Consider the following 19,016-nt stretch of genomic DNA (forward strand, 5'->3'; position numbering starts at 1 on the left):
CCGCCGGTCACAGCACCGTACGAAGCAAAGTCAGCACCAAAGCCGGCACCAAAGCCAGCGCCAAGGTACGCACCCACCCCCGGCCCACCGCACGCGCAAACGGCCGCCCTGCTCCGGCGGCCACTCCCGAACCGAAACCGAAGCGCCGCCGCACCGGCCGCGCCCCTGACGATGAAGATCTCGCGTAACAAGCTGCTGCTCGTGGTGCTGGGCCTGGCCGTACTGGCCGGCGCCGGCGCGATGGTGCGCAAGGCCAGCGGCAGCAAGCAGCCCGCCGCGGTGGCCGCTGCCCCGGCGGCCAACGTCATCGAGCTGCTGCAGACCGATGTGGTCGCCGCCGCGGCGTACGACCTGCGCGTAACCCTGCCCTTGTCCCGCAGCCTGCGCGCGCTGAACCAGGCCGCCGTCAAGGCCAAGGTTTCGGGCGAGGTGCGCGACGTGCTGGTGCGCGAGGGCGAACCGGTGCGCGCCGGCCAGGTGATCGTGCGCATCGATCCGACCGAATACCAGGCCAAGGTCACGCAGGCCCGCGGGCAGATGCTGGCGCAGCGCGGCCAGTACGAGAACGCGCGCCAGACCTGGGAGCGCAATCGCGACCTGGTTGGCCGCGGCTTCATCTCGAAGACCGCCTTCGACAAGTTCCAGTCCGAGCTCGACGTGGCCAAGGCCAACCTCGATGCGGCCGAGGGCGGGCTGGCGGTCGCGCAGAAGGCGCTGGCCGACACCGTGGTCAAGTCGCCGCTGGACGGCATGGTCGCTGTGCGCTCGGTGCAGCCCGGCGAGAAGGTTTCACCCGACACCGCGCTGCTGGAGGTGGTGGACCTGCGCATCCTCGAGCTGGAGGCGCCGGTGCCGATGGCCGATGTTGGCCGCGTGGCGATCGGCCAGCCGGTGCAGCTCGACGTCGAGGGCGCGGGCCAATTCGAGGGCAAGCTGGTGCGGATCAATCCCGCCGTCACGCAGGGCACGCGCAGCATCATGGTCTATGTCCGCGTCGACAACCCCGAGCACCGGCTGCGCGCCGGCATGTTCGCGCAAGGCGGACTGGTGCTGGGACAGCGCGCCGGCGTGGTGTCGGTGCCGATCACCGCGGTGCGCACCGAAGGCGAGCGCGCCTTCGTCTATGTGATCGAGAACGGCATGCTGGCCGAGCGGCCGGTGGAGCTCGGCATTCGCGACGACAGCGCCGGGCTGGTCGAGATCGCCGGGGGCCTTGCCAGCGGCGCGCAGGTCGTGCGCAGCAATCTCGGCACCTTGCGGGTCGGCAGTCAGGTTCGCCTGGTCAAGGCCTGAACGAGCGGAGCGCCCGATATGTGGTTCACGCGTCTGTCGATCCGCAACCCGGTGATGGCCACCATGATGATGATGGCCTTCATCGTGATCGGGCTGTTCTCGTACCAGCGGCTGCCGGTCGACCAGTTTCCCGACATCACGTTCCCCATCGTCGTGGTGCAGACCGAGTACCCGGGCGCGCCGCCCGAGTCGGTCGAGTCCGATGTCACGCGCAAGGTCGAGGAGATCGTCAATACGATCTCCGGCATCGACGAGATCTTCTCGCACTCGTACCAGGGCACCTCGGTGGTCGTGATCAAGTTCGACCTGAGCGTCGACGTGGCCCAGGCCGCGCAGGACGTGCGCGACAAGATCGCGCTGATCCGGCCGCAATTCCGCGACGAGGTCGAGGAACCGCGCGTGCTGCGCTACGACCCCTCCGACGCGCCGATCTTCCATCTGTCGGTATCGAACGCCCCCGGCTCCGCGCGCAGCCAGCGCGAGCTGACCACCATCGCCGACCAGATCGTGCGCAAGCGGCTGGAGACGGTGCGCGGCGTCGGCGCGATCAGCATCGTCGGCGGCACCAAGCGCGAGATCGAGATCCGCATCCGGCCGGCCCAGCTCGAGGCGCTGGGCATCGGCGTCGACCAGGTGATGACCGCGATCCGCAACGAGAACCAGGAACTGCCGGCGGGCGAGCTGCGTTCCTCGGCGACCGAGACCGTGGTGCAGATCAAGGGCCGCGTGGTCGATCCGGCCGCCTTCAGGCAGATCATCGTCGCGCGGCGCGGCAATCAGCCGGTCACGCTCGAGCAGGTGGCCGAGGTGCGCGACGGCGAGCAGGAGCAGGAGAGCCTGGCCCTGCTCGGCGGCAAGCGCGCGCTGTTCCTGTCGGTGGTCAAGGCGCAGGGGCAGAACACCGTCGATACGGTGGACGGCCTGGTCCGCATGACCGACGAGGTGCGCAAGCTGGTGCCGGCCGGCGTGCAGCTGACCGTGATCAACGACAGCGCGCGCGGCATCCGGCGCAGCGTCGACGAGGTCCGCTCGACGCTGCTCGAAGGCGCCTTCCTGACGGTGGCGATCGTCTTCCTGTTCCTCGGCTCGTGGCGCAGCACGGTGATCACCGGCCTGACGCTGCCGATCGCGCTGATCGGCACCTTCGGCGTGATGTACCTGTTCGGCTTCACGCTGAACGTGATCACGCTGATGGCGCTGTCGCTGTGCGTCGGCCTGCTGATCGACGACGCGATCGTCGTGCGCGAGAACATCGTGCGGCACAACCTGATGGGCAAGAACCACCGCGCGGCGGCGCTGGACGGCACCGAGGAAATCGGCCTGGCGGTGCTGGCAACGACGTTCTCGATCGTCGCGGTGTTCCTGCCGGTCGGCTTCATGGGCGGCATCATCGGCCGCTTCTTCCATCAGTTCGGCATCACCGTGGTGGCCGCGGTGATGATCTCGATGTTCGTGTCGTTCACGCTGGACCCGATGCTGTCGTCGGTCTGGCACGATCCGGACCTGCACGGCACCGGCAACAAGCGCAGCTGGTACGGGCGCAGCATCGGCCGGCTGCTGGACTGGTTCTCGGCGCGGATGGACGCGCTCGGCCACGGCTATGGCGCGATGCTCGGCTGGGCGCTGAAACACCGGCTGGCCACCGCGCTGATCGCCGTGGTGACCTTCTTCGGCAGCTTCGCGCTGGTGCCGCTGATCGGCACCGAGTTCGTGCCCAACGCGGACCTGGGCGAGACGCAGATCGGCTTCACCACGCCGGTCGGCACGGCGCTCGAGGTCACCGAGGCCAAGGTGCGGCAGGTCGAGGCCGCGCTGCGCGAATTCCCGGAAGTGGCCTACACCTACGCCACCATCAACGCCGGCAATACCTCGGGCCGCAACAACGCGCTGGTGTCGGTGCGGCTGGTCGACCGCAAGCAGCGCGAGCGAACCACCACGCAGCTCAATCCGCTGATCCGCGAGCGGATGAACCGCATCGCCGGCATCACGCTGACGATGGTCGGCATGCCCGATGGCGCCGGCGGGCAGAAGGCGATCCAGGTGTCGCTGCAGGGCGATGACCTGGGCGAACTGAAGCGGCTGTCGGAGGAAGCGTCGCGCCGGATGCGGGCGATTCCCGGCCTGGTCGATCTCGATTCGAGCATGAAGGACGATCGCCCCACGGTGGAAGTGCGCATCCGCCGCGAGCTGGCCTCCGACCTGGGCATCGGCATCACGCAGATCGGCAACGCGCTGCGGCCGCTGCTGGCGGGCGACGCCATCAGCAGCTGGCGCGCGCCGGACGACGAGAACTACGACGTGCGCGTGCGGCTGCCGAAGGACGCGCGCACCGGCATGGCGGACCTGTCCGCGCTGATGATCGCCAGCACGCAGACCAACCCCGACGGTTCGCCCCGGATGGTGCCGCTGCGCCAGATCGCCGAGCTGGTGCCCACCACCGGCGCGAACCAGATCAGCCGCCGCGACCTGAACCGCGAGGTCGAGCTGACCGCCAATACCGCGGGCCGCTCGCAGGGCGAGGTCGCGCGCGACATCAAGCAGGCGCTCGACGGCATGACGTGGCCGGTCGGCTACAAGTACCGCTTCGGCGGCTCGACCAAGTCGATGAACGAATCGTTCGGCTATGCGGTGTCGGCGCTCGCGCTGGCGGTGATCTTCATCTACATGATCCTGGCCTCGCAGTTCGCCAGCTTCTTCCAGCCGATCGCCATCATGACCTCGCTGCCGCTGACGCTGATCGGCGTGTTCGCGGCGCTGCTGCTGTTCGGCTCGACGCTGAACATGTTCTCGATCATCGGGTTCATCATGCTGATGGGGCTGGTGACCAAGAACGCGATCCTGCTGGTCGACTTCGCCAACCAGGCGCGGCGCGGCGAGCACGGCAAGGCCCCGCTGTCGCGCGAGGCCGCGCTGGTCGAGGCGGCGCGCGTACGGCTGCGCCCGATCCTGATGACCACGCTGGCGATGATCTTCGGCATGGTCCCGCTGGCCTTCAGCCTCGGCGAGGGCGCCGAGCAGCGCGCGCCGATGGGGCAGACGGTGATCGGCGGCATCATCACCTCGTCGATCCTGACGCTGGTCGTGGTGCCGGTGATCTACACCTACCTGGACGACTTTGGCGGCTGGCTGGCCCGCCGCTGGCGCGGCAAGGCGGCAACTGAGGGCACGCACGGCGGGGCCGAGGCAGTGGCCCCGGCGGCCCCCCGGCAGGACCACGAGCGAGGCCACGACCAGGGCCACGAGCCCACCAAGCCCGCCCTGCCCGCCTCAGGGCGGCCGGCGAGCGCGGAATGACGCGCGGAATGACGGCCCGGCCCGGCGGTGCCGGGCGCCCGGCCCCCGCTCCGGTCGGATGCCCCGGCGTCACGCCGGGGAGTTAAAATGTCGGGTTTGACGGAATTCCCCGGCCCCTGGCACCGCGCGGCCGGAACACGAAACAGATAGCGGTTGGCATAGCAAGGAAGGCAAGATGGACCTCGAAAAAGCCCGATTCAACATGATCGAACAGCAGATCCGGCCCTGGGACGTGCTGGATCAGGAAATCCTCGACCTGCTGGCCGTGGTCAAGCGCGAGCAATTCGTGCCCACGGCGTACCAGGCGCTGGCCTTCGTCGATACGGAAATCCCGCTGCCGGGCGGCCAGAACATGCTGGCCCCGCGCGTCGAGGCCCGCGTGCTGCAGGAGCTGGGCGTGCGCAAGCACGAGAACGTGCTGGAGATCGGCGCAGGGTCCGGCTACATGGCCGCGCTGCTGGCCCATCGCGCCCGCCACGTGCTGACGGTCGACATCCGCCCCGAGCTGGCCGCACTGGCCCGCGATAACCTCGCCAAGGCCGGCATCGTCAATGTCGAGGTCGCCGAGGGCAACGCCGCCGAAGGCTGGCCCGCCGGCGCCCCCTACGACGTGATCTGCATCTCCGGCTCGCTGCCGGTGGTGCCCGAGGCGATCCTGTCGCAGATCAAGGTCGGCGGCCGCATCGCCGCCTTCGTCGGCACGCTGCCGGTGATGGAGGCGCAGCTGATCACGCGCGTGTCCGACACCGAATACCAGACCGTCAATCTGTTCGAGACCGCGGTCGCCCCGCTGACCGGCGCCAAGGCGCCGTCGCGCTTCCAGTTCTGAGCCGGAAAACCACCATGCAGCAGATTACCGCCACCGAGTTGTCCCAATGGCTGGGCGACGCCAGCCGCGCCAAGCCGGTGCTGCTCGACGTGCGCGAGGACTGGGAAGTCCAGACCTGCGCGCTGCCCGGCATCACGCATATCCCGATGGGGCAGATCGTCGCCCGCGCGGCCGAGCTGGACCCGGACGCCGAGGTCGTCTGCGTCTGCCATCACGGCGGCCGCAGCATGCAGGTAGCCAACTTCCTGGAACGGCAGCATGGCTTCGGCAAGGTCTACAACCTGAGCGGCGGCGTGCATGCGTGGGCCGAGCAGGTCGATCCCGCGATGCCGAAGTACTGAGCGGACGCTAACCGTCGGCCGCGCCGCGTCCGACAAGCTGGAGACGTCATGAGGTTTGCGCTGTGTCCCGCGCGGAGTGCCGCGCATGCTGTTGCGTCGAATGTTGCGTCGAATGGTGTGCCGATCGGTGTGTCGGATGCTCTGAGCGAGGGTCGGCGCGGCCGCCTTCCGCACGCGCCTTCGCGCGCCGCCTCCGGCGTGGCGCTGGCGCTGTGCCTGGCCGCCCTGCTGCCGCTTCCGGCCAGCGCGGCCGACCTGCTGCAGGTCTATCGCGAAGCGCAGTCCAACGACGCCCAGTTCGCCAGCGCGCGCGCCCAGCTTGCCGCCTCGCAGGAACGCCTGCCGCAGGGCCGCGCCGGCCTGCTGCCCCAGATCAACGGCGTGGCCGGTGTCACCCGAACCAAGATCGACCAGAGCGCGCCGATCGACGCCAACCGCTTCCTGAACAACAAGAACTGGGCGCTGCAGCTGACCCAGCCGCTGTTCCGCTGGGATCGCTGGGAAACCTACAAGCAGGGCGAACTGGCCGCGCTGGCGGGGGAAGTCACCTTCAGCCAGGCGCAGCTGGACCTGATCACGCGCACCGCGCAGGCATATTTCGACGTGCTGGCCGCGCAGGACAACCTGTATCTGGCCGGCGCGCAGAAGCGCGCGATCGCCGAGCAGCTCGAACAGGCCAAGCGCAATTTCGAGGTCGGCACCGCCACCATCACCGATACCAACGACGCGCAGGCCCGCTACGACCTCGCGGTCTCGACCGAGATCGCCGCGCAGAACGAGCTCGAAGTCCGGCGCGCGACGCTGCAGCAGATCACCGGCAGGCCGGTCGACGAACTGATGGGGCTGCGCCCCGCTGCCGATATCCCGGGTCCGCAGCCGGCCGACGTCAACCTCTGGGCCCAGCAGGCCGAACAGACCAACCCGCAGGTCAGCCTCGCCCGCTACAACCTGGAAACGGCGCAGCGCGAATACAACAAGGCGCGCGCCGGCCACCTGCCGTCGGTCGACCTGGTCGCCTCCTACGGCTATCAGGACTCGTCGGGCCTGATCCAGCAGCAGGTCAACGTCGCCAGCCGCTACAACAGTGCGCAGATCGGCGTGCAGCTGACCATTCCGATCTACGCCGGGGGCCAGATCCAGTCCCGTGCGCGCGAAACGCTGGCGCTGGCCGACCGCGCCGCCAGCGATCTCGAATTCGCGCGCCGCACCGCCGCGCAGAACGCGCGGCAGACCTTCTCCGGCGTCTCCAACGGGCTGGCCCAGGTGCGCGCGCTGGAGGCGGCCGAACGCTCGGCGCAGACCGCGGTGGAATCGAACCGGCTCGGCTACGAGGTCGGCGTGCGCATCAACATCGATGTGCTGAACGCCGAGGCCCAACTGTTCTCGACCCGCCGCGACCTCGCCCGCGCGCGCTACGACACCATCATGAACGGCCTGCGTTTGAAGGCCGCCACCGGCTCGCTGAGCGAAGAGGACCTGGTGCAGATCAACACGCTGCTGACCTTGCCACCGGGCTCGATGTACAAGCTGCCGGAGCCGCCGAAGGCCGCAGCGCCGGCGGCGAAGCCGGCGCGGATGGCAAAGCGCGGCTAGCGCCAATCGATCCACGGCCATCGGTGCAATGCCGATGGCCGAACTCCTTCCGTTCGCGCCGCATCGGCAAAGGGGCGATCCCCTCCCTCTCGCGATTCAATCCGCCATGGGCGTGCGCGCCGCCGGGGAGAGGGGGTTCTCCCCATCGGTAAATCCTGCTTGCCTTCAATTCACCCGCGTACGCCGCTGTACCTCCAGCAGCTCCCAGCGGATCGCGGACGCATCGGCCGGGGGATTGGGCACGCGGTACTCGCGCACGCGCAGCGTGTAGGCGATGCCGGGCTCGAAATCGAGCCCTTCGATCGGCCCGTACCACAGCTGCCAGGGGGCGTTGGGATCGTCGCGGACGCGATAGCAGGTCTGCTTGCCGACGCCGGTGCATTCGACGCGCTGCGAATCCACATAGACGGTCTTCTCGACGCCCGACGCGGCGGCCTGGCCTTGGCCCTGGCCCGTCTGCCCCGACTGGCCTTGCTGGCCCTGCCCTTGCTGCCCATCGAGCCGATCGCCGCGGCGGCCCACGCCCTCGCGTTCGACGAAATGCAGCAGATCGCCATCGGCGGTCTTCCAGATGATCTGGCGGCCCGTGGAGCCTGCCGACGGCTGCGTGCCGACCGTCGTAAACGGCGACTGCATCGCCTTCAGCAGGCTGTTCTCCACCTCCATCAACGGCGGCGGACAGGCGCGGCGCGTGCTGGCGACGCGATCGAAGCGCATGCCGCTGTCGGTCTTGCCATAGCTGCCCGTCATGCGATTGCAGCCGGTGTTGCCGGTGACCGTGCCCTGCGCCGCGTCGATGCCGGCGTTGAACTCGAACAGCACCGGCTCGCCGTTATCGCCATGCGGGATCTGTTTCAGCGAGCCGTCCGGCATCTGCCAGCGCACCAGCTCCCAGCGGCTGGGGCCACCGGGCCGGGTCTCGCTCAGGGTCGGCGTCGCCGACGGCGAATCGGGGGCCGGCGCGGTGACGCAGCCGGACATCGCGGCACCAAGCAGCGCTGCGGCCGCGGCTGCGGTACCCATGCGGAAGGACAGGGACATCGGTTCGCTCCTCGAGTTGGCGGGATGCATCGACGACGATGATGCGTCCCGAAGCAAAGAGAGTGCCGGACGCACCCACAAGGTGACGCCACGGAGGACGCCACGGAGGACGCCACAGGGGACGCCACAGGGGGACGCCCGGCAAGTGTACGCAATCGATTTGACGCAGCCGGGATCAGCGAGTGCCCGGGCTGTCCGCCGGGGCCGGCCCATCGGCGGCGTCGCCGGCCTTGCCCGGGGCGGCCGGCGCAGGCAGCGCGGGCACCAGCGCCTCGACCGTGCGTGCGGTGGCGCCGCGATGCTCGCCGGCGAAGGCGCGGGCCTGCGTCTGCATGCGGGCGAGCCGTTCGCGATCGGACAGCAGCACCGCGGCGGTATGCATCAGCTGCTCGGCGCTGTCGACGCGCAGGCAGGCGCCCGCGGCAATCGCATCGTCGGTGGCCTGGGCAAAGTTGAAGGTATGCGGGCCGATCAGCACCGGCGTGCCGACGGCGCAGGCCTCGATCAGGTTCTGGCCGCCCAGCGGCAGCAGGCTGCCGCCGATAAAGGCGACATCCGATGCCGCAAAATACATGGCCATTTCGCCCATCGAATCGCCCAGCAGCACGTCGGCCTCGATGGGCTGATCGAGCCCGTCCTCGCCCAGTGCACTGCGGCGCTGCAATGTGAAGCCCGTCTGCGTGACCATCGCCGCCACCGCATCGAAGCGTTGCGGATGGCGCGGCACCAGCAGCAGCGCCGGCGGACGCGCCGTGTCCGAACCCTGGTCCCACACCTCGCCGCACAGCTTGCGCCAGCGCGACAGCGCGTCGAGCAGCATCGCCTCCTCGCCCTCGCGCGTGCTCGCCGCCGCCAGCACCGGCCGCGTGCCGAAGGCCCGGCGCAGCCGTCGTCCGCGTTCGATCTGCTCGTCCGATGGCTGCATGTCGAACTTCAGGTTGCCGGTCACGCGCACCGCCGCGACGCCCAGCGCGCGAAAGCGCTCGGCATCGGCCTGGGTCTGCGCCAGTACCTCGGTGAAGTCCGCATACATCGCCGCCGCGGCGCGCCCGAAGCGGGCGGTACGGCGAAAGCTGCGCGGCGACAGCCGGGCATTGACCAGATACAGCGGCACGCCGGCCAGGCGCGCGCCGCGCACAAGATTCGGCCAGACCTCGGTCTCCATCAGCATGCCGGCCTCCGGCCGGAAATGCGCCAGGAAACGCCGCACCAGCGCCGGCACGTCGTACGGCAGGTAGCACTGCACCAGCCGCAGCTCCTTGCCGAACAGTTCGGCGCCGGTCTGCCGGCCGGTCGGGGTCATATGGGTCAGCACGATGCGATGGCCGGGATAGGCGGCCAGCAGCCGCGCGATCAGCGGCTGCGCGGCGCGCGTTTCGCCAACGGAGACCGCATGGACCCAGATCCAGGGGCCTTGCCTCGGCAGCGCGTCGTAGCGTCCGAGCCGTTCGCCGACATGCTGCAGATAGCCGGGCTCCTTGCGCGCGCGCCATGCCAGCCGCGCCAGCGCGGCCGGCAGGATCAAACCCCAGGCCAGGTTGTACAAAACACGCAACAGCATCAGCCTTCCCGTCCGAGCCCACGCACGCGGCGCGCCGCCGCGTGGACTTCCTCGACAGTCGGCGCCTCGCCGTCGTCGCCGACATTGGCGATGCGCGGCGACCAATAGCCCTCGGTCTTCCAGCGCCAGGTCGCGGTATAGATTTCAACGGTCGGCCGGCACAGCGCCGCGGCGATATGCACGAGCCCCGTGTCGACGCCGACCACCAGTTCGGCGCGATTGATCAGGCCGAAGCCCTGCATCACCGTGAAGCGCGGCAGCACGCGCGAGCCCGGCACGCCCGCGGCGATGCGCTCGGCGGCATGCCGTTCGGCCTCGTTGCCCCAGGGCAGCATCACCGCCAGCCCCTCGGCGAACAGGCGCCGGCCCAGCTCATGCCAGTGCTCCAGCGGCCAGCGCTTCTTCGCGCCGGCGGTCGCATGGAAGCAGACCGCGTAGCGCGTCGGCAGGTCGGACCACAGCGGATCGTTGGCATGCAGCACGCGCGCCTCGTCGCCGAAGAAACGCGGCGGCTCGGCCGGGGCGACGCCGGTCAGCGCGGCCCCGAGCAGGCGCGAGCGACGAACGGAATGGGTCTGCAGCGGGACCTGGATCGGATCGGTGTAGAACAGCCGCGCCGCCGGCTCGTACCCCGAGCCCTGCGTCGCATTGGCGAGTCCGATCACCGGCGCGCCCGCATGGCGGCGCGCGATGCGCGAGACCACCGCGGTCTTCAGCAGCCCCTGCGTCTCGATCACCGCGTCGTAGGCGTCCTCGCGCAGCGCGCGGCGGAACGCGCCCAGCTCGGTCCACACCGCGCCCGAGAACAGGCCCTTGCGCCAGCGCCGCAGCGCGAACGGAATCACGCGCCGCACCTGCGGCAGCAGGCGCACCAGTTCGACATAGCCCTCCTCGACCACCCAGTCGATCTCGCAACCGGGCCAGCGCGCGCGCAGATCGTGGATCAGCGGCATGTTGTGCACGACGTCGCCGAGGGAGGACACCTTGACCACCAGGATGCGCGGCCGCTCCGGCATGCGCACGCCCAGCGGGCGCGGCATGCCGGCGGTCTCGATCGCCTCGGGGGCGGCGCTGTCCTGCAACGGTACTGCCGGATCGACCGGCATCCGCTCAGAACGGCAGCTGGGCATCCGGCTTCTCGGCCAGGATCACGCGCTTGAACTCCGCCTGGATGCGGGCCAGCGCGGCGTCGTTATCGGCCTCGAAGCGCATCACCACCACGGGCGTGGTGTTCGACGGGCGGGCCAGCCCGAAACCGTCGGGGTATTCGACGCGCACGCCGTCGATCGTGATGACCTCGCGCGCGCCCTCGAACTTCGCATTGGCGCGGATCTTGTCGAGCAGCGTGAAGGGCTCGCCCTCGGCGCATTTGAGCTGCAGCTCGGGCGTGCAGATCGAATTGGGCAGCGCGTTCAGCACCGCGCTGGGATCGTCGTGCCGCGACAGGATCTCCAGCAGGCGTGCGCCGGTATAGAGGCCGTCGTCGAAGCCGTACCAGCGATCCTTGAAGAACACGTGGCCGCTCATCTCGCCGGCGATCGGCGCGCCGGTTTCCTTCAGCTTGGCCTTGACCAGCGAATGGCCGGTCTTCCACATCAGCGGCTCGCCGCCATGCTCGCGGATCCACGGGGCCAGCTTGCCGGTGCACTTGACGTCGTAGATGATCTGCTGGCCCGGATGGCGCGACAGGATCTCCTGCGCGAACAGCATCAGCTGGCGGTCGGGGAAGATGACCTGGCCGTCCTTGGTGACCACGCCGAGCCGGTCACCGTCGCCATCGAAGGCCAGGCCCAGCTCGTTGTCGGTCTCGCGCAGGCAGCGCATCAGGTCCTGCAGGTTTTCAAGATGCGCGGGGTCCGGATGGTGGTTGGGGAAGGTGCCATCGACGTCGCAGAACAGCTCGGTCACTTCGCAGCCCAGCGCGCGGAACAGATCGCCGACGCAGGCGCCGGCCACGCCGTTGCCCGCATCGAGCGCGATCTTCATCGGCCGCGCCAGCTTGACGTCGCTGGCGATGCGGTCCAGATACAGCTGGCGGATGTCGACCTGCTGATAGGCCCCCGCGCCGCTGGCAAAGCGCTCGTCGACGATGCGCTGGCGCAGCCCCTGGATCTGCTCGCCGTAGATCGCCTTGCCGGCCAGCACCATCTTGAAGCCGTTGTAGTCGGGCGGGTTATGGCTGCCGGTGACCATGATGCCCGAGGTCGCGCGACGGCCGGCGAGTTCGATATTGGTGCCGAAGTACACCATCGGCGTGGCGACCATGCCGAGGTCGATCACGTCCATGCCGGCGGCGCGCAGGCCCTCGACCAGCGCCGACAGCAGATCCGGTCCGGACAGGCGCCCGTCGCGGCCGACAACTACCGCGGTCTCGCCGGCCTCGGCGGCAGCGGAACCGAAGGACAGGCCAATGGCACGGGCGACGTCGCGAGTCAGGGTCTTGCCGACGATGCCGCGGATGTCGTAAGCCTTGAAGATGGAGGAGTCGATTTGCATGCAGCTTCCTGGAAGTGAAGGGAGCGGGCGCCCCGCCGCGGGGCATGGAACCGCGGGACTTCGTGATCCCGCCATGTGCCCAGAACGGCGCGCCAAAACCTGTATTTTGCCGGATTGCGATCAGGCACGGCAGTTATAATCGGTTCGGCCGGGCAGTTCGGTGTCCTGACACACGCCATCGCACGCACGATTTGCTGCGCCGCCCGCCGCCATTCCCGCCGCCATTCCGATATCGCGCCCTCCTGCCACCGTGCCCCTGTCGCCGCGCTCGTTTCCCCATTCTCCGGCGCGCCGGTCTCAGCGCCGGTCCCTGCGTTGGTCCCTGCGTTGGTCCTTGCGTTGGTCCCCGCGTTGCGCCGAACCCGAGCGCTTGCCTGCCTCCGCCTCGGCGGCGGACCTGGGACAGGCCGAGCGGCCCCGCATCGCCTACCTGATCACCAATTCGGAGATCGGCGGCGCGCAGGCCCATGTGGCCACGCTGCTGGAGGCATTGGGCGAGCGCGTGGAAGCGATCGTGCTGGCCGGCGGCGACGGTCCGCTGCTGCCGGCCGCCGGGGCATTGGGCGCGCGCACGGTCCGGCTCTCCCGGCTCGACAACGCGTTGTCGCCGCTGCGCGCGATCGCGGCCTTGCGCGAGCTGATCCAGGCCCTGCGGCAGGCCGATCCGGATCTGATCCACGCGCACAGCGCCAAGGCCGGCGCCCTGGGCCGCATCGCCGGCTGGCTGCTCGGCATCCCGGTCGTCTATACCGTGCACGGCTTCGGCTTCAAGCCGGCCGCGCCGCGCCGGCAACGGCTCGCCGCCCGCGTCGCGGAATGGTTGCTGGCCCCGCTGACCGCACGGCTGATCTGCGTGTCCGAGGCCGAGCGCGAACTGGCACGCAGCCTGCCGCTGCCCGCGCGGCGGATCGCGGTGATCCACAACGGCATTGGCGATGTCCCCGAGCGGGCCGAGCCTGGCGCGCCGATGCATCGCATCGTGATGGTTGCGCGCTTTGCCGCCCCGAAACGGCCCGATCTGCTGATCCGCGCCTTCGCCAAACTCGCCGAGATGGCCGAGTCCGCCGAACGCGCCGAACCTGGCGATGGCGCGCTGGCCCGCTGCGAGCTGGTGATCGCCGGCGATGGCCCGCAACTGCCGGCCATGCGCGCGCTCGCGCAACGCCTCGCTCCCGGCCGCGTGGTGTTCACCGGCAACGTCGCCGCGGTGCCCGCGCTGCTGGCATCGGCGCAGGCCTTCGTGCTGGCCTCCGACCACGAAGGCTTTCCGCTGTCCATTCTCGAGGCGATGCGCGCCGGCCTGCCGGTCGTCGCCAGCGATCTGCCCGGCATTCGCGAACAACTCGACGAGGGCCGTTGCGGGCTGCTGTGCGCGCCGGGCAGCGTGCCGGCGCTGGCCGATGCGCTGGCGCGCCTGGCCGGCGATGCCACGCTGCGGACGTCGCTCGGCACGGCCGCACGCGAACGCTGGGCGCTGCAATATGGCGTGACGGCGATGGCCGATGCGACCTGGGCGATCTACCGCGAGCAGCTGCCCGCCACCGCGCCGGCCAACGCCCCGCTCGCGCGGGACCGGGCCTGAGGGGATGCGCATGAACAAGGCATCGGGCACCGCCCGCCCCGCCCTGGCCATCCGCGCCCGCGGCTCCGAAACGATGCGCCGCGCCAGCCGTATGCTCGGCTGGGCCCTGCTCGGCCTGCTGCCGTTCGCGCTGAACATGGGACTGGCCGAGGCCGCCCATCAGGCCGGCTATGTGACCCACGTGTTCCCGCGCACGCTGCTGTGGTCGATCGCGCCTTACCTGCTCGCCTTCGTGCTGCTGCACCGCTCGCTGCATCTGCCGGCGATGGAGGGCAACAGCCTGGTGGGCCTGGCGGCGACCTTGCCCTTCGTCGCGCTGCTGTTCGCCTTCGCCGCCTTCCAGATTCCCTACTCGCGCGGCGCGCTGCTGCTCGGCTATCTGACCACGCTGGCGTGGATCTGGGCCGGCTACCGGCGCTATGTGCAGAACTACGTGCCGGTGTTCGGCTACACCGATCCCGCCGCGCTGGCGCAACTGCAGCAGTTGCTGGCGATGCCGGGCGCACTGCCGCCGGGACGCACCCGCTTCGAGCCGATCGGCTCGATCGAGGAAGCGGTGCATTGCGACGGCCTGATGCTCGACCGCAGTGCCGCGGCCGATCCGGAACGGACCCGGCTGCTGGCGCGCTACAAGATGAGCCACGTGCGGATCTACTCCGTGGAGCGTGTGGGCGAGATGCTGACCGGCCGGCTCGGGCTCGACCATATCGACGAGAACTTCCTCGACGATCATGCCGCGCACTATTTCTACGGCTATCTGAAGCGCCTGATCGATGTGGCCACGGTACTGTGCCTGGCGCCGCTGGCGCTGCCCGCGGCGCTGGTGGTGGCGCTAGCGATCCGCCTGGACTCCCCCGGCCCGGCGCTGTTCCGGCAGAGCCGCGTCGGACTGCTCGGCAAGCCGTTCACGATGCTGAAGTTCCGCAGCATGGAGACCGCGCCGCAGGACACCGCGCGCTTTGCCGCCCGGCGCGATCCGCGCGTGACGCGCGTCGGCCGCGTGATCCGCAAATACCGGCTCGACGAGATTCCGCAGCTATGGAACGTGCTGACGGGCGACATGAGCCTGATCGGACCGCGTCCCGAGCAGGTGCCGATGGTCGAGCGCTTCGCCGACACGATCCCCTATTACCCGTACCGGCATCTGGTGAGGCCGGGGCTGTCGGGCTGGGCGCAGGTCCAGCAGGGCTATGCGGGCACGCACGAGGAAACGGTCACCAAGCTCAGCTACGACCTGTACTACGTCAAGCATTGCAGCTTCGCGCTGGACCTGCTGGTGGCGGTGAAGACGGTGCGGACGCTGCTGACCGGGTACGGGGCGCGTTGATGCGAGCGCGTGAGCAAGGCGTGGCGCCGGTGCCCGGACTGTCGCCGGATGCGGCCCGTTCGTTGGGCTCGACTGGCTCGCCGTTCGCGTCGGATTCGTCCGCCTCGTCCGCCTCGTCCGCCTCCACGGAATCGCCGCAGTTGTCGCGATCGCCGATGCGCATTCTGCTGCTGACCACCGGCCTGCGCCTTGGCGGTGCCGAGCAGCAGGTCGCCGCGCTCGCCCGCCGCTTCGATGCACTCGGCCACGCCGTCGCGGTGGCCAGCCTGACGCCGGGATGCGAGGTCGCATTGCCGCCGGGCATCGAGACGTTGGATCTCGCCATGCGCAAGACGCCGTGGTCGATGGCGCGGGCCCTGCGGCAGATGCGCCGTTTCGTCCAGCACTGGCGGCCGGACGTCATCCACGCGCATATGGTCCATGCCAACCTGTTCGGCCGCGCCCTGATCGCGACCGGTCCGGCGCGCGCGATGCCGCCGCTGATCTGCACCGCGCACAGTGCCCGCGAGGGCGGCACGGCGCGCATGCTGGCCTATCGGCTGACCGATCGCTGGGCCGGCCTGACGACGCATGTCAGCGCCGAAGGCCGGGAAAGAATGATCGCGGCCGGCGCGGTGCCGGCGGGGCGCATCGCGGTGATGCCCAATGGCATCGATACCGCACGGTTCCGGCCCGATGGCACGGCGCGGGCGCAGACGCGCGCGGCGCTGGGCCTCGATGCGGCCACACCGCTGCTGCTTCATGTCGGACGACTCGTCCCCGAGAAGAACCAGGCTTTGCTGCTGGAGGCATTTGCCCGCCTGCCGTCGTCGCTTGCCTCCGCACAACTGCTGATCGCGGGCGACGGCCCAGAACGCGCCGCGCTGGAACGCCGCATTGCCGCCCTCTCGATCGGCGACCGCGTCCGTCTGCTCGGCACGCGCGCCGATATCCCGGCCCTGCTCAATGCGGCGGACGTGTTTGCGCTGTCGTCCGATATCGAGGGCATGCCGCTGGTCGTCGGCGAAGCGATGGCCTGCGGCTGCCCCGTGGTGGCGACCGATGCGGCCGGTGTCGCGCAGATGGTCGACGGCTTTGGCCAGGTCGTACCGCGCGGCGATGCCGACGCGCTGGCAGCCGCCCTCGCTCGCGCCCTGCGCGACGGACGCGGCGACATCGCACAGCAAGCGGCAAGGCACCGCCATATCGCGGATTTGCTCGGCCTCGAGGCCATCGCGGACCAATGGCTGGCGCGCTACGCCGCGCTTGCCGCTGCAAAGGCCCCCTCACGCATGGGAACCGCCTGATGCGCAGACGGGTCGCCGGCAACCTGCTGTGGATGCTGACCGAGCGCGGGCTGCAGGTCGTCACCGGCATTGCGATCGTCGCGATGCTGGCGCGCGCGCTCGGACCCGAAGGCTTCGCGCATTTCCAGTATGCCCAAGCCGTGGTCACCATCGCCGCGTCGGTCGCGCTGATCTGCGGCAGCGAAGTGGTGGTACCGCGGCTGGTTGCCGATGCGGCGAGCGCGGCCCAGCATCGCCTGCTCGCGCATGCCTTCGTGCTGCGCGCATTTGGCGGCCTGCTCGGTTATGCGCTGATGTGCGGCTACCTGGCCGTGGCAGGCGCCGCCGCGGAGGTCTGGGCCGTGGCGCTGCTCCTCGGCATCGCCATCCTGCTGCGCGAACCGTTTGGCGTGGTCGGCGCCTGGATGCAGGCGCATACCAACAACCGGCCGGCCACCGTGTTCAGCCTGATTTCGCTGACCATCAAGGCCGGCATGGTCGGGCTGCTGTTTGCCGCCGGCAGCCGAGCCGCACCGGCCTTCGCCAGCGCCTTCGCGGTGGAGGCGATCGTACTCGCGCTGCTGCTCGCCGGCTATTACCTGAGCCGTGTGCCGCACCGGCGCATCACTGTCGATTCCGCGCTCGCAGGTCAACTGCTGCGCGGCGGCACGCTGTTCTGGGCCAGCTTCATGATGATGATGGCCGCGCGCCGCGTCGATCAGCTGATCCTGCAGCCGCTGGTGCCGCTCGCAGACTTCGGCGCCTACGCCGCGACGATGCAGATTCTCGACAACTACGCGGCGGCGGCCACCATCATCGCGGCAGGCGCTGCGCCGGTCTATGTCTACGGGCAGACGGATCCGGCGTCGGCGCGGCGCAACGTGGGATGGCTGGCGCTGCTGCTCGGCGTGGTAGGGCTTGCCGGTGCGGCGATGATCGCGGGCGCCGCGGACTGGATCATTCATCTGCTGTACGGCGAGCAGTTCAGCGCAGCCGTCGGGCTGCTGCGCGTCGCGGCATTTGCCACCGCGTTGCTGTTCGTCGATGTCGGCCTGACTTTGCTGCCGGTGTATCTGCGCAGGCCCGAATGGGTCGCGCTCAAATGGGCCGGCACGTTGGCCATGATCCTGGTGTTCGACCTGATCGCCGTACCGCGTTATGGCATTTGGGGCGCCGTTGCGGGCTATGCACTGGCCAACGGTTTCGCGGTCGTCATCGGGCTCGCGCTGTGGTGGCGCTGCCGGGCCGCTATCCCCCTGCAAACCGCAACGGCAACCCATGAGCGCTAAGCCGACCCTCTGCTTCCTGACGGGAACACTGAACGCGTTCGCCGGCGCCGAACGGATGACCGCGGTGATCGCCAACGAGCTGGCGCGACGCGGATACACGGTGCATATCCTGAGCCTGTGGGATGCTGCCAGCTGCTTCGAACTCGAACCGACGGTGCGGCACGACGCGCTGTTCGCGCAGCGGCCATCGTTCAAGACACGGTTTTTGTCGACCGTCCTCGGCATTCGGCGGTATCTGAAGCGGCATCGGATCGACGTGCTGATCGAGGTCGATACGATGCTGACGTTGTTTACGTTGCCGGCTTGCATGGGCCTTGGCGTGCGCCGCATTGCCTGGGAACACTGCAATTACGACCAAGACCTCGGGCGACGGGTGCGACGGCTGGCGCGGCGGCTCGCGGTGCGGACTTGCGAGCATGTGGTCGTGCTGACGCAGCGGGATCGGGAGAAATGGGAACGGGCGCTGGGCGCGCGGAATGTGGTGGCGATTCCGAATGCCTTGCCGTTTGCGATGCCGGCGGAGCCGGCGCCGCGGACGTCGAAGGTGGCGTTGGCGGTGGGGCGGTTGACGTATGCCAAGGGGTTTGATGTGCTCCTGGACGCCTGGGCAATTGTCGCGCGTCAGTATCCGGACTGGCGGCTGGATATCGTCGGCGATGGGGAACTGCGCGATGCGCTGTTGGCCCAGCGGGATCGGCTGGGATTATCGCAATGTGTCCGGTTGTTGCCGACACGGCAGGATTTGTCCGAGCTGTATCGCGGGGCGTCGTTGTTTTGTTTGTCGTCGCGGTACGAGGGCTTCGGCTTGGTGTTGATTGAGGCGATGGCTTATGGGTTACCGGTGGTGGCGACGGATTGCGAAACGGGGCCACGAGAGGTATTGGCCAATGGCTTGGCCGGCATATTGGTGCCGGCCAGAAAAAGCGAAGCGCTTGCCGATGCAGTTTGCCGGACAATCGGTAGTCCGGGCCGCGCCGGAGCGCTATCGCCGTCGGCACGACAGCGGGCCAAACGCTTTGACGTGGGCGCAATTGCCGAACATTGGCAGAGATTGCTCGGTTGCCAGAGGGGCCCCAGCATCGAGCCTTGACGAGGAACCGGCAGT

14 protein-coding genes are annotated in these 19,016 nt (G+C 69.3%); 10 read left to right on the forward strand and 4 right to left on the reverse strand.

Annotated features, from left to right (window positions below; translation table 11 throughout):
* Positions 1-240: 240 nt before the first annotated feature.
* From K7G19_RS17890 to K7G19_RS17910, 5 genes are all read left to right on the forward strand, one after another.
* Positions 241-1,293, forward strand: coding sequence for an efflux RND transporter periplasmic adaptor subunit (locus K7G19_RS17890; RefSeq protein ID WP_226108621.1), 1,053 nt, complete (start codon positions 241-243; stop codon positions 1,291-1,293).
* 18 nt (positions 1,294-1,311) lie between these two features.
* A complete protein-coding gene (locus K7G19_RS17895; RefSeq protein ID WP_226108390.1) occupies positions 1,312-4,587 on the forward strand; it encodes an efflux RND transporter permease subunit in 3,276 nt (1,091 codons plus the stop codon).
* 175 nt (positions 4,588-4,762) lie between these two features.
* A complete protein-coding gene (locus K7G19_RS17900) occupies positions 4,763-5,416 on the forward strand; it encodes a protein-L-isoaspartate O-methyltransferase (protein ID WP_149317759.1) in 654 nt (217 codons plus the stop codon).
* Between the two features lie 14 nt (positions 5,417-5,430).
* Positions 5,431-5,757: a rhodanese-like domain-containing protein gene (locus tag K7G19_RS17905; RefSeq protein ID WP_149317758.1), complete on the forward strand. Its 327-nt coding sequence runs from the start codon at positions 5,431-5,433 to the stop codon at positions 5,755-5,757.
* Positions 5,758-5,955: 198 nt separating this feature from the next.
* Positions 5,956-7,350, forward strand: a complete 1,395-nt coding sequence (locus tag K7G19_RS17910) for a TolC family outer membrane protein (protein ID WP_226108623.1) — start codon at positions 5,956-5,958, stop codon at positions 7,348-7,350.
* Positions 7,351-7,515: 165 nt separating this feature from the next.
* On the opposite strand, the gene K7G19_RS17915 is transcribed toward K7G19_RS17910, so the two are convergent.
* The 4 genes from K7G19_RS17915 to K7G19_RS17930 form a co-directional block, all read right to left on the reverse strand.
* Positions 7,516-8,391, reverse strand: a complete 876-nt coding sequence (locus K7G19_RS17915; RefSeq protein ID WP_226108391.1) for an META and DUF4377 domain-containing protein — start codon at positions 8,389-8,391, stop codon at positions 7,516-7,518.
* A gap of 175 nt (positions 8,392-8,566) precedes the next feature.
* Positions 8,567-9,949 carry a lipid IV(A) 3-deoxy-D-manno-octulosonic acid transferase gene (waaA, locus tag K7G19_RS17920; RefSeq protein WP_226108625.1) on the reverse strand — a complete coding sequence of 461 codons (1,383 nt, stop codon included), beginning with the start codon at positions 9,947-9,949 and terminating at the stop codon, positions 8,567-8,569.
* 2 nt (positions 9,950-9,951) lie between these two features.
* Positions 9,952-10,992 carry a lipopolysaccharide heptosyltransferase I gene (gene waaC / locus K7G19_RS17925; RefSeq protein WP_226108627.1) on the reverse strand — a complete coding sequence of 347 codons (1,041 nt, stop codon included), beginning with the start codon at positions 10,990-10,992 and terminating at the stop codon, positions 9,952-9,954.
* 70 nt (positions 10,993-11,062) lie between these two features.
* Positions 11,063-12,448 (reverse strand): phosphomannomutase/phosphoglucomutase, encoded by a 1,386-nt coding sequence (locus K7G19_RS17930; protein WP_226108393.1) that lies wholly within the window; start codon positions 12,446-12,448, stop codon positions 11,063-11,065.
* A gap of 370 nt (positions 12,449-12,818) precedes the next feature.
* Between K7G19_RS17930 and K7G19_RS17935 the strand changes: the two genes are divergently transcribed.
* The 5 genes from K7G19_RS17935 (at position 12,819) to K7G19_RS17955 (ending at position 19,001) form a co-directional block, all read left to right on the forward strand.
* Entirely contained in the window at positions 12,819-14,030 is a 1,212-nt protein-coding gene (locus tag K7G19_RS17935) for a glycosyltransferase family 4 protein (protein WP_226108394.1), read from the forward strand.
* 10 nt (positions 14,031-14,040) lie between these two features.
* Positions 14,041-15,357: an exopolysaccharide biosynthesis polyprenyl glycosylphosphotransferase gene (locus K7G19_RS17940; protein WP_223819792.1), complete on the forward strand. Its 1,317-nt coding sequence runs from the start codon at positions 14,041-14,043 to the stop codon at positions 15,355-15,357.
* A gap of 155 nt (positions 15,358-15,512) precedes the next feature.
* Positions 15,513-16,643, forward strand: a complete 1,131-nt coding sequence (locus K7G19_RS17945) for a glycosyltransferase (protein WP_226108395.1) — start codon at positions 15,513-15,515, stop codon at positions 16,641-16,643.
* Positions 16,643-17,911 carry a lipopolysaccharide biosynthesis protein gene (locus K7G19_RS17950; RefSeq protein ID WP_226108396.1) on the forward strand — a complete coding sequence of 423 codons (1,269 nt, stop codon included), beginning with the start codon at positions 16,643-16,645 and terminating at the stop codon, positions 17,909-17,911. The genes K7G19_RS17945 and K7G19_RS17950 overlap by 1 nt, the downstream gene beginning before the upstream one ends.
* Positions 17,901-19,001: a glycosyltransferase family 4 protein gene (locus K7G19_RS17955; protein ID WP_226108397.1), complete on the forward strand. Its 1,101-nt coding sequence runs from the start codon at positions 17,901-17,903 to the stop codon at positions 18,999-19,001. Before K7G19_RS17950 ends, K7G19_RS17955 begins: the two co-directional genes overlap by 11 nt.
* Positions 19,002-19,016: the final 15 nt, after the last annotated feature.

The sequence above is a fragment of the Cupriavidus sp. DB3 genome, from assembly GCF_020418465.1.
GTDB classification, from domain to species: Bacteria; Pseudomonadota; Gammaproteobacteria; order Burkholderiales; family Burkholderiaceae; genus Cupriavidus; species Cupriavidus cauae.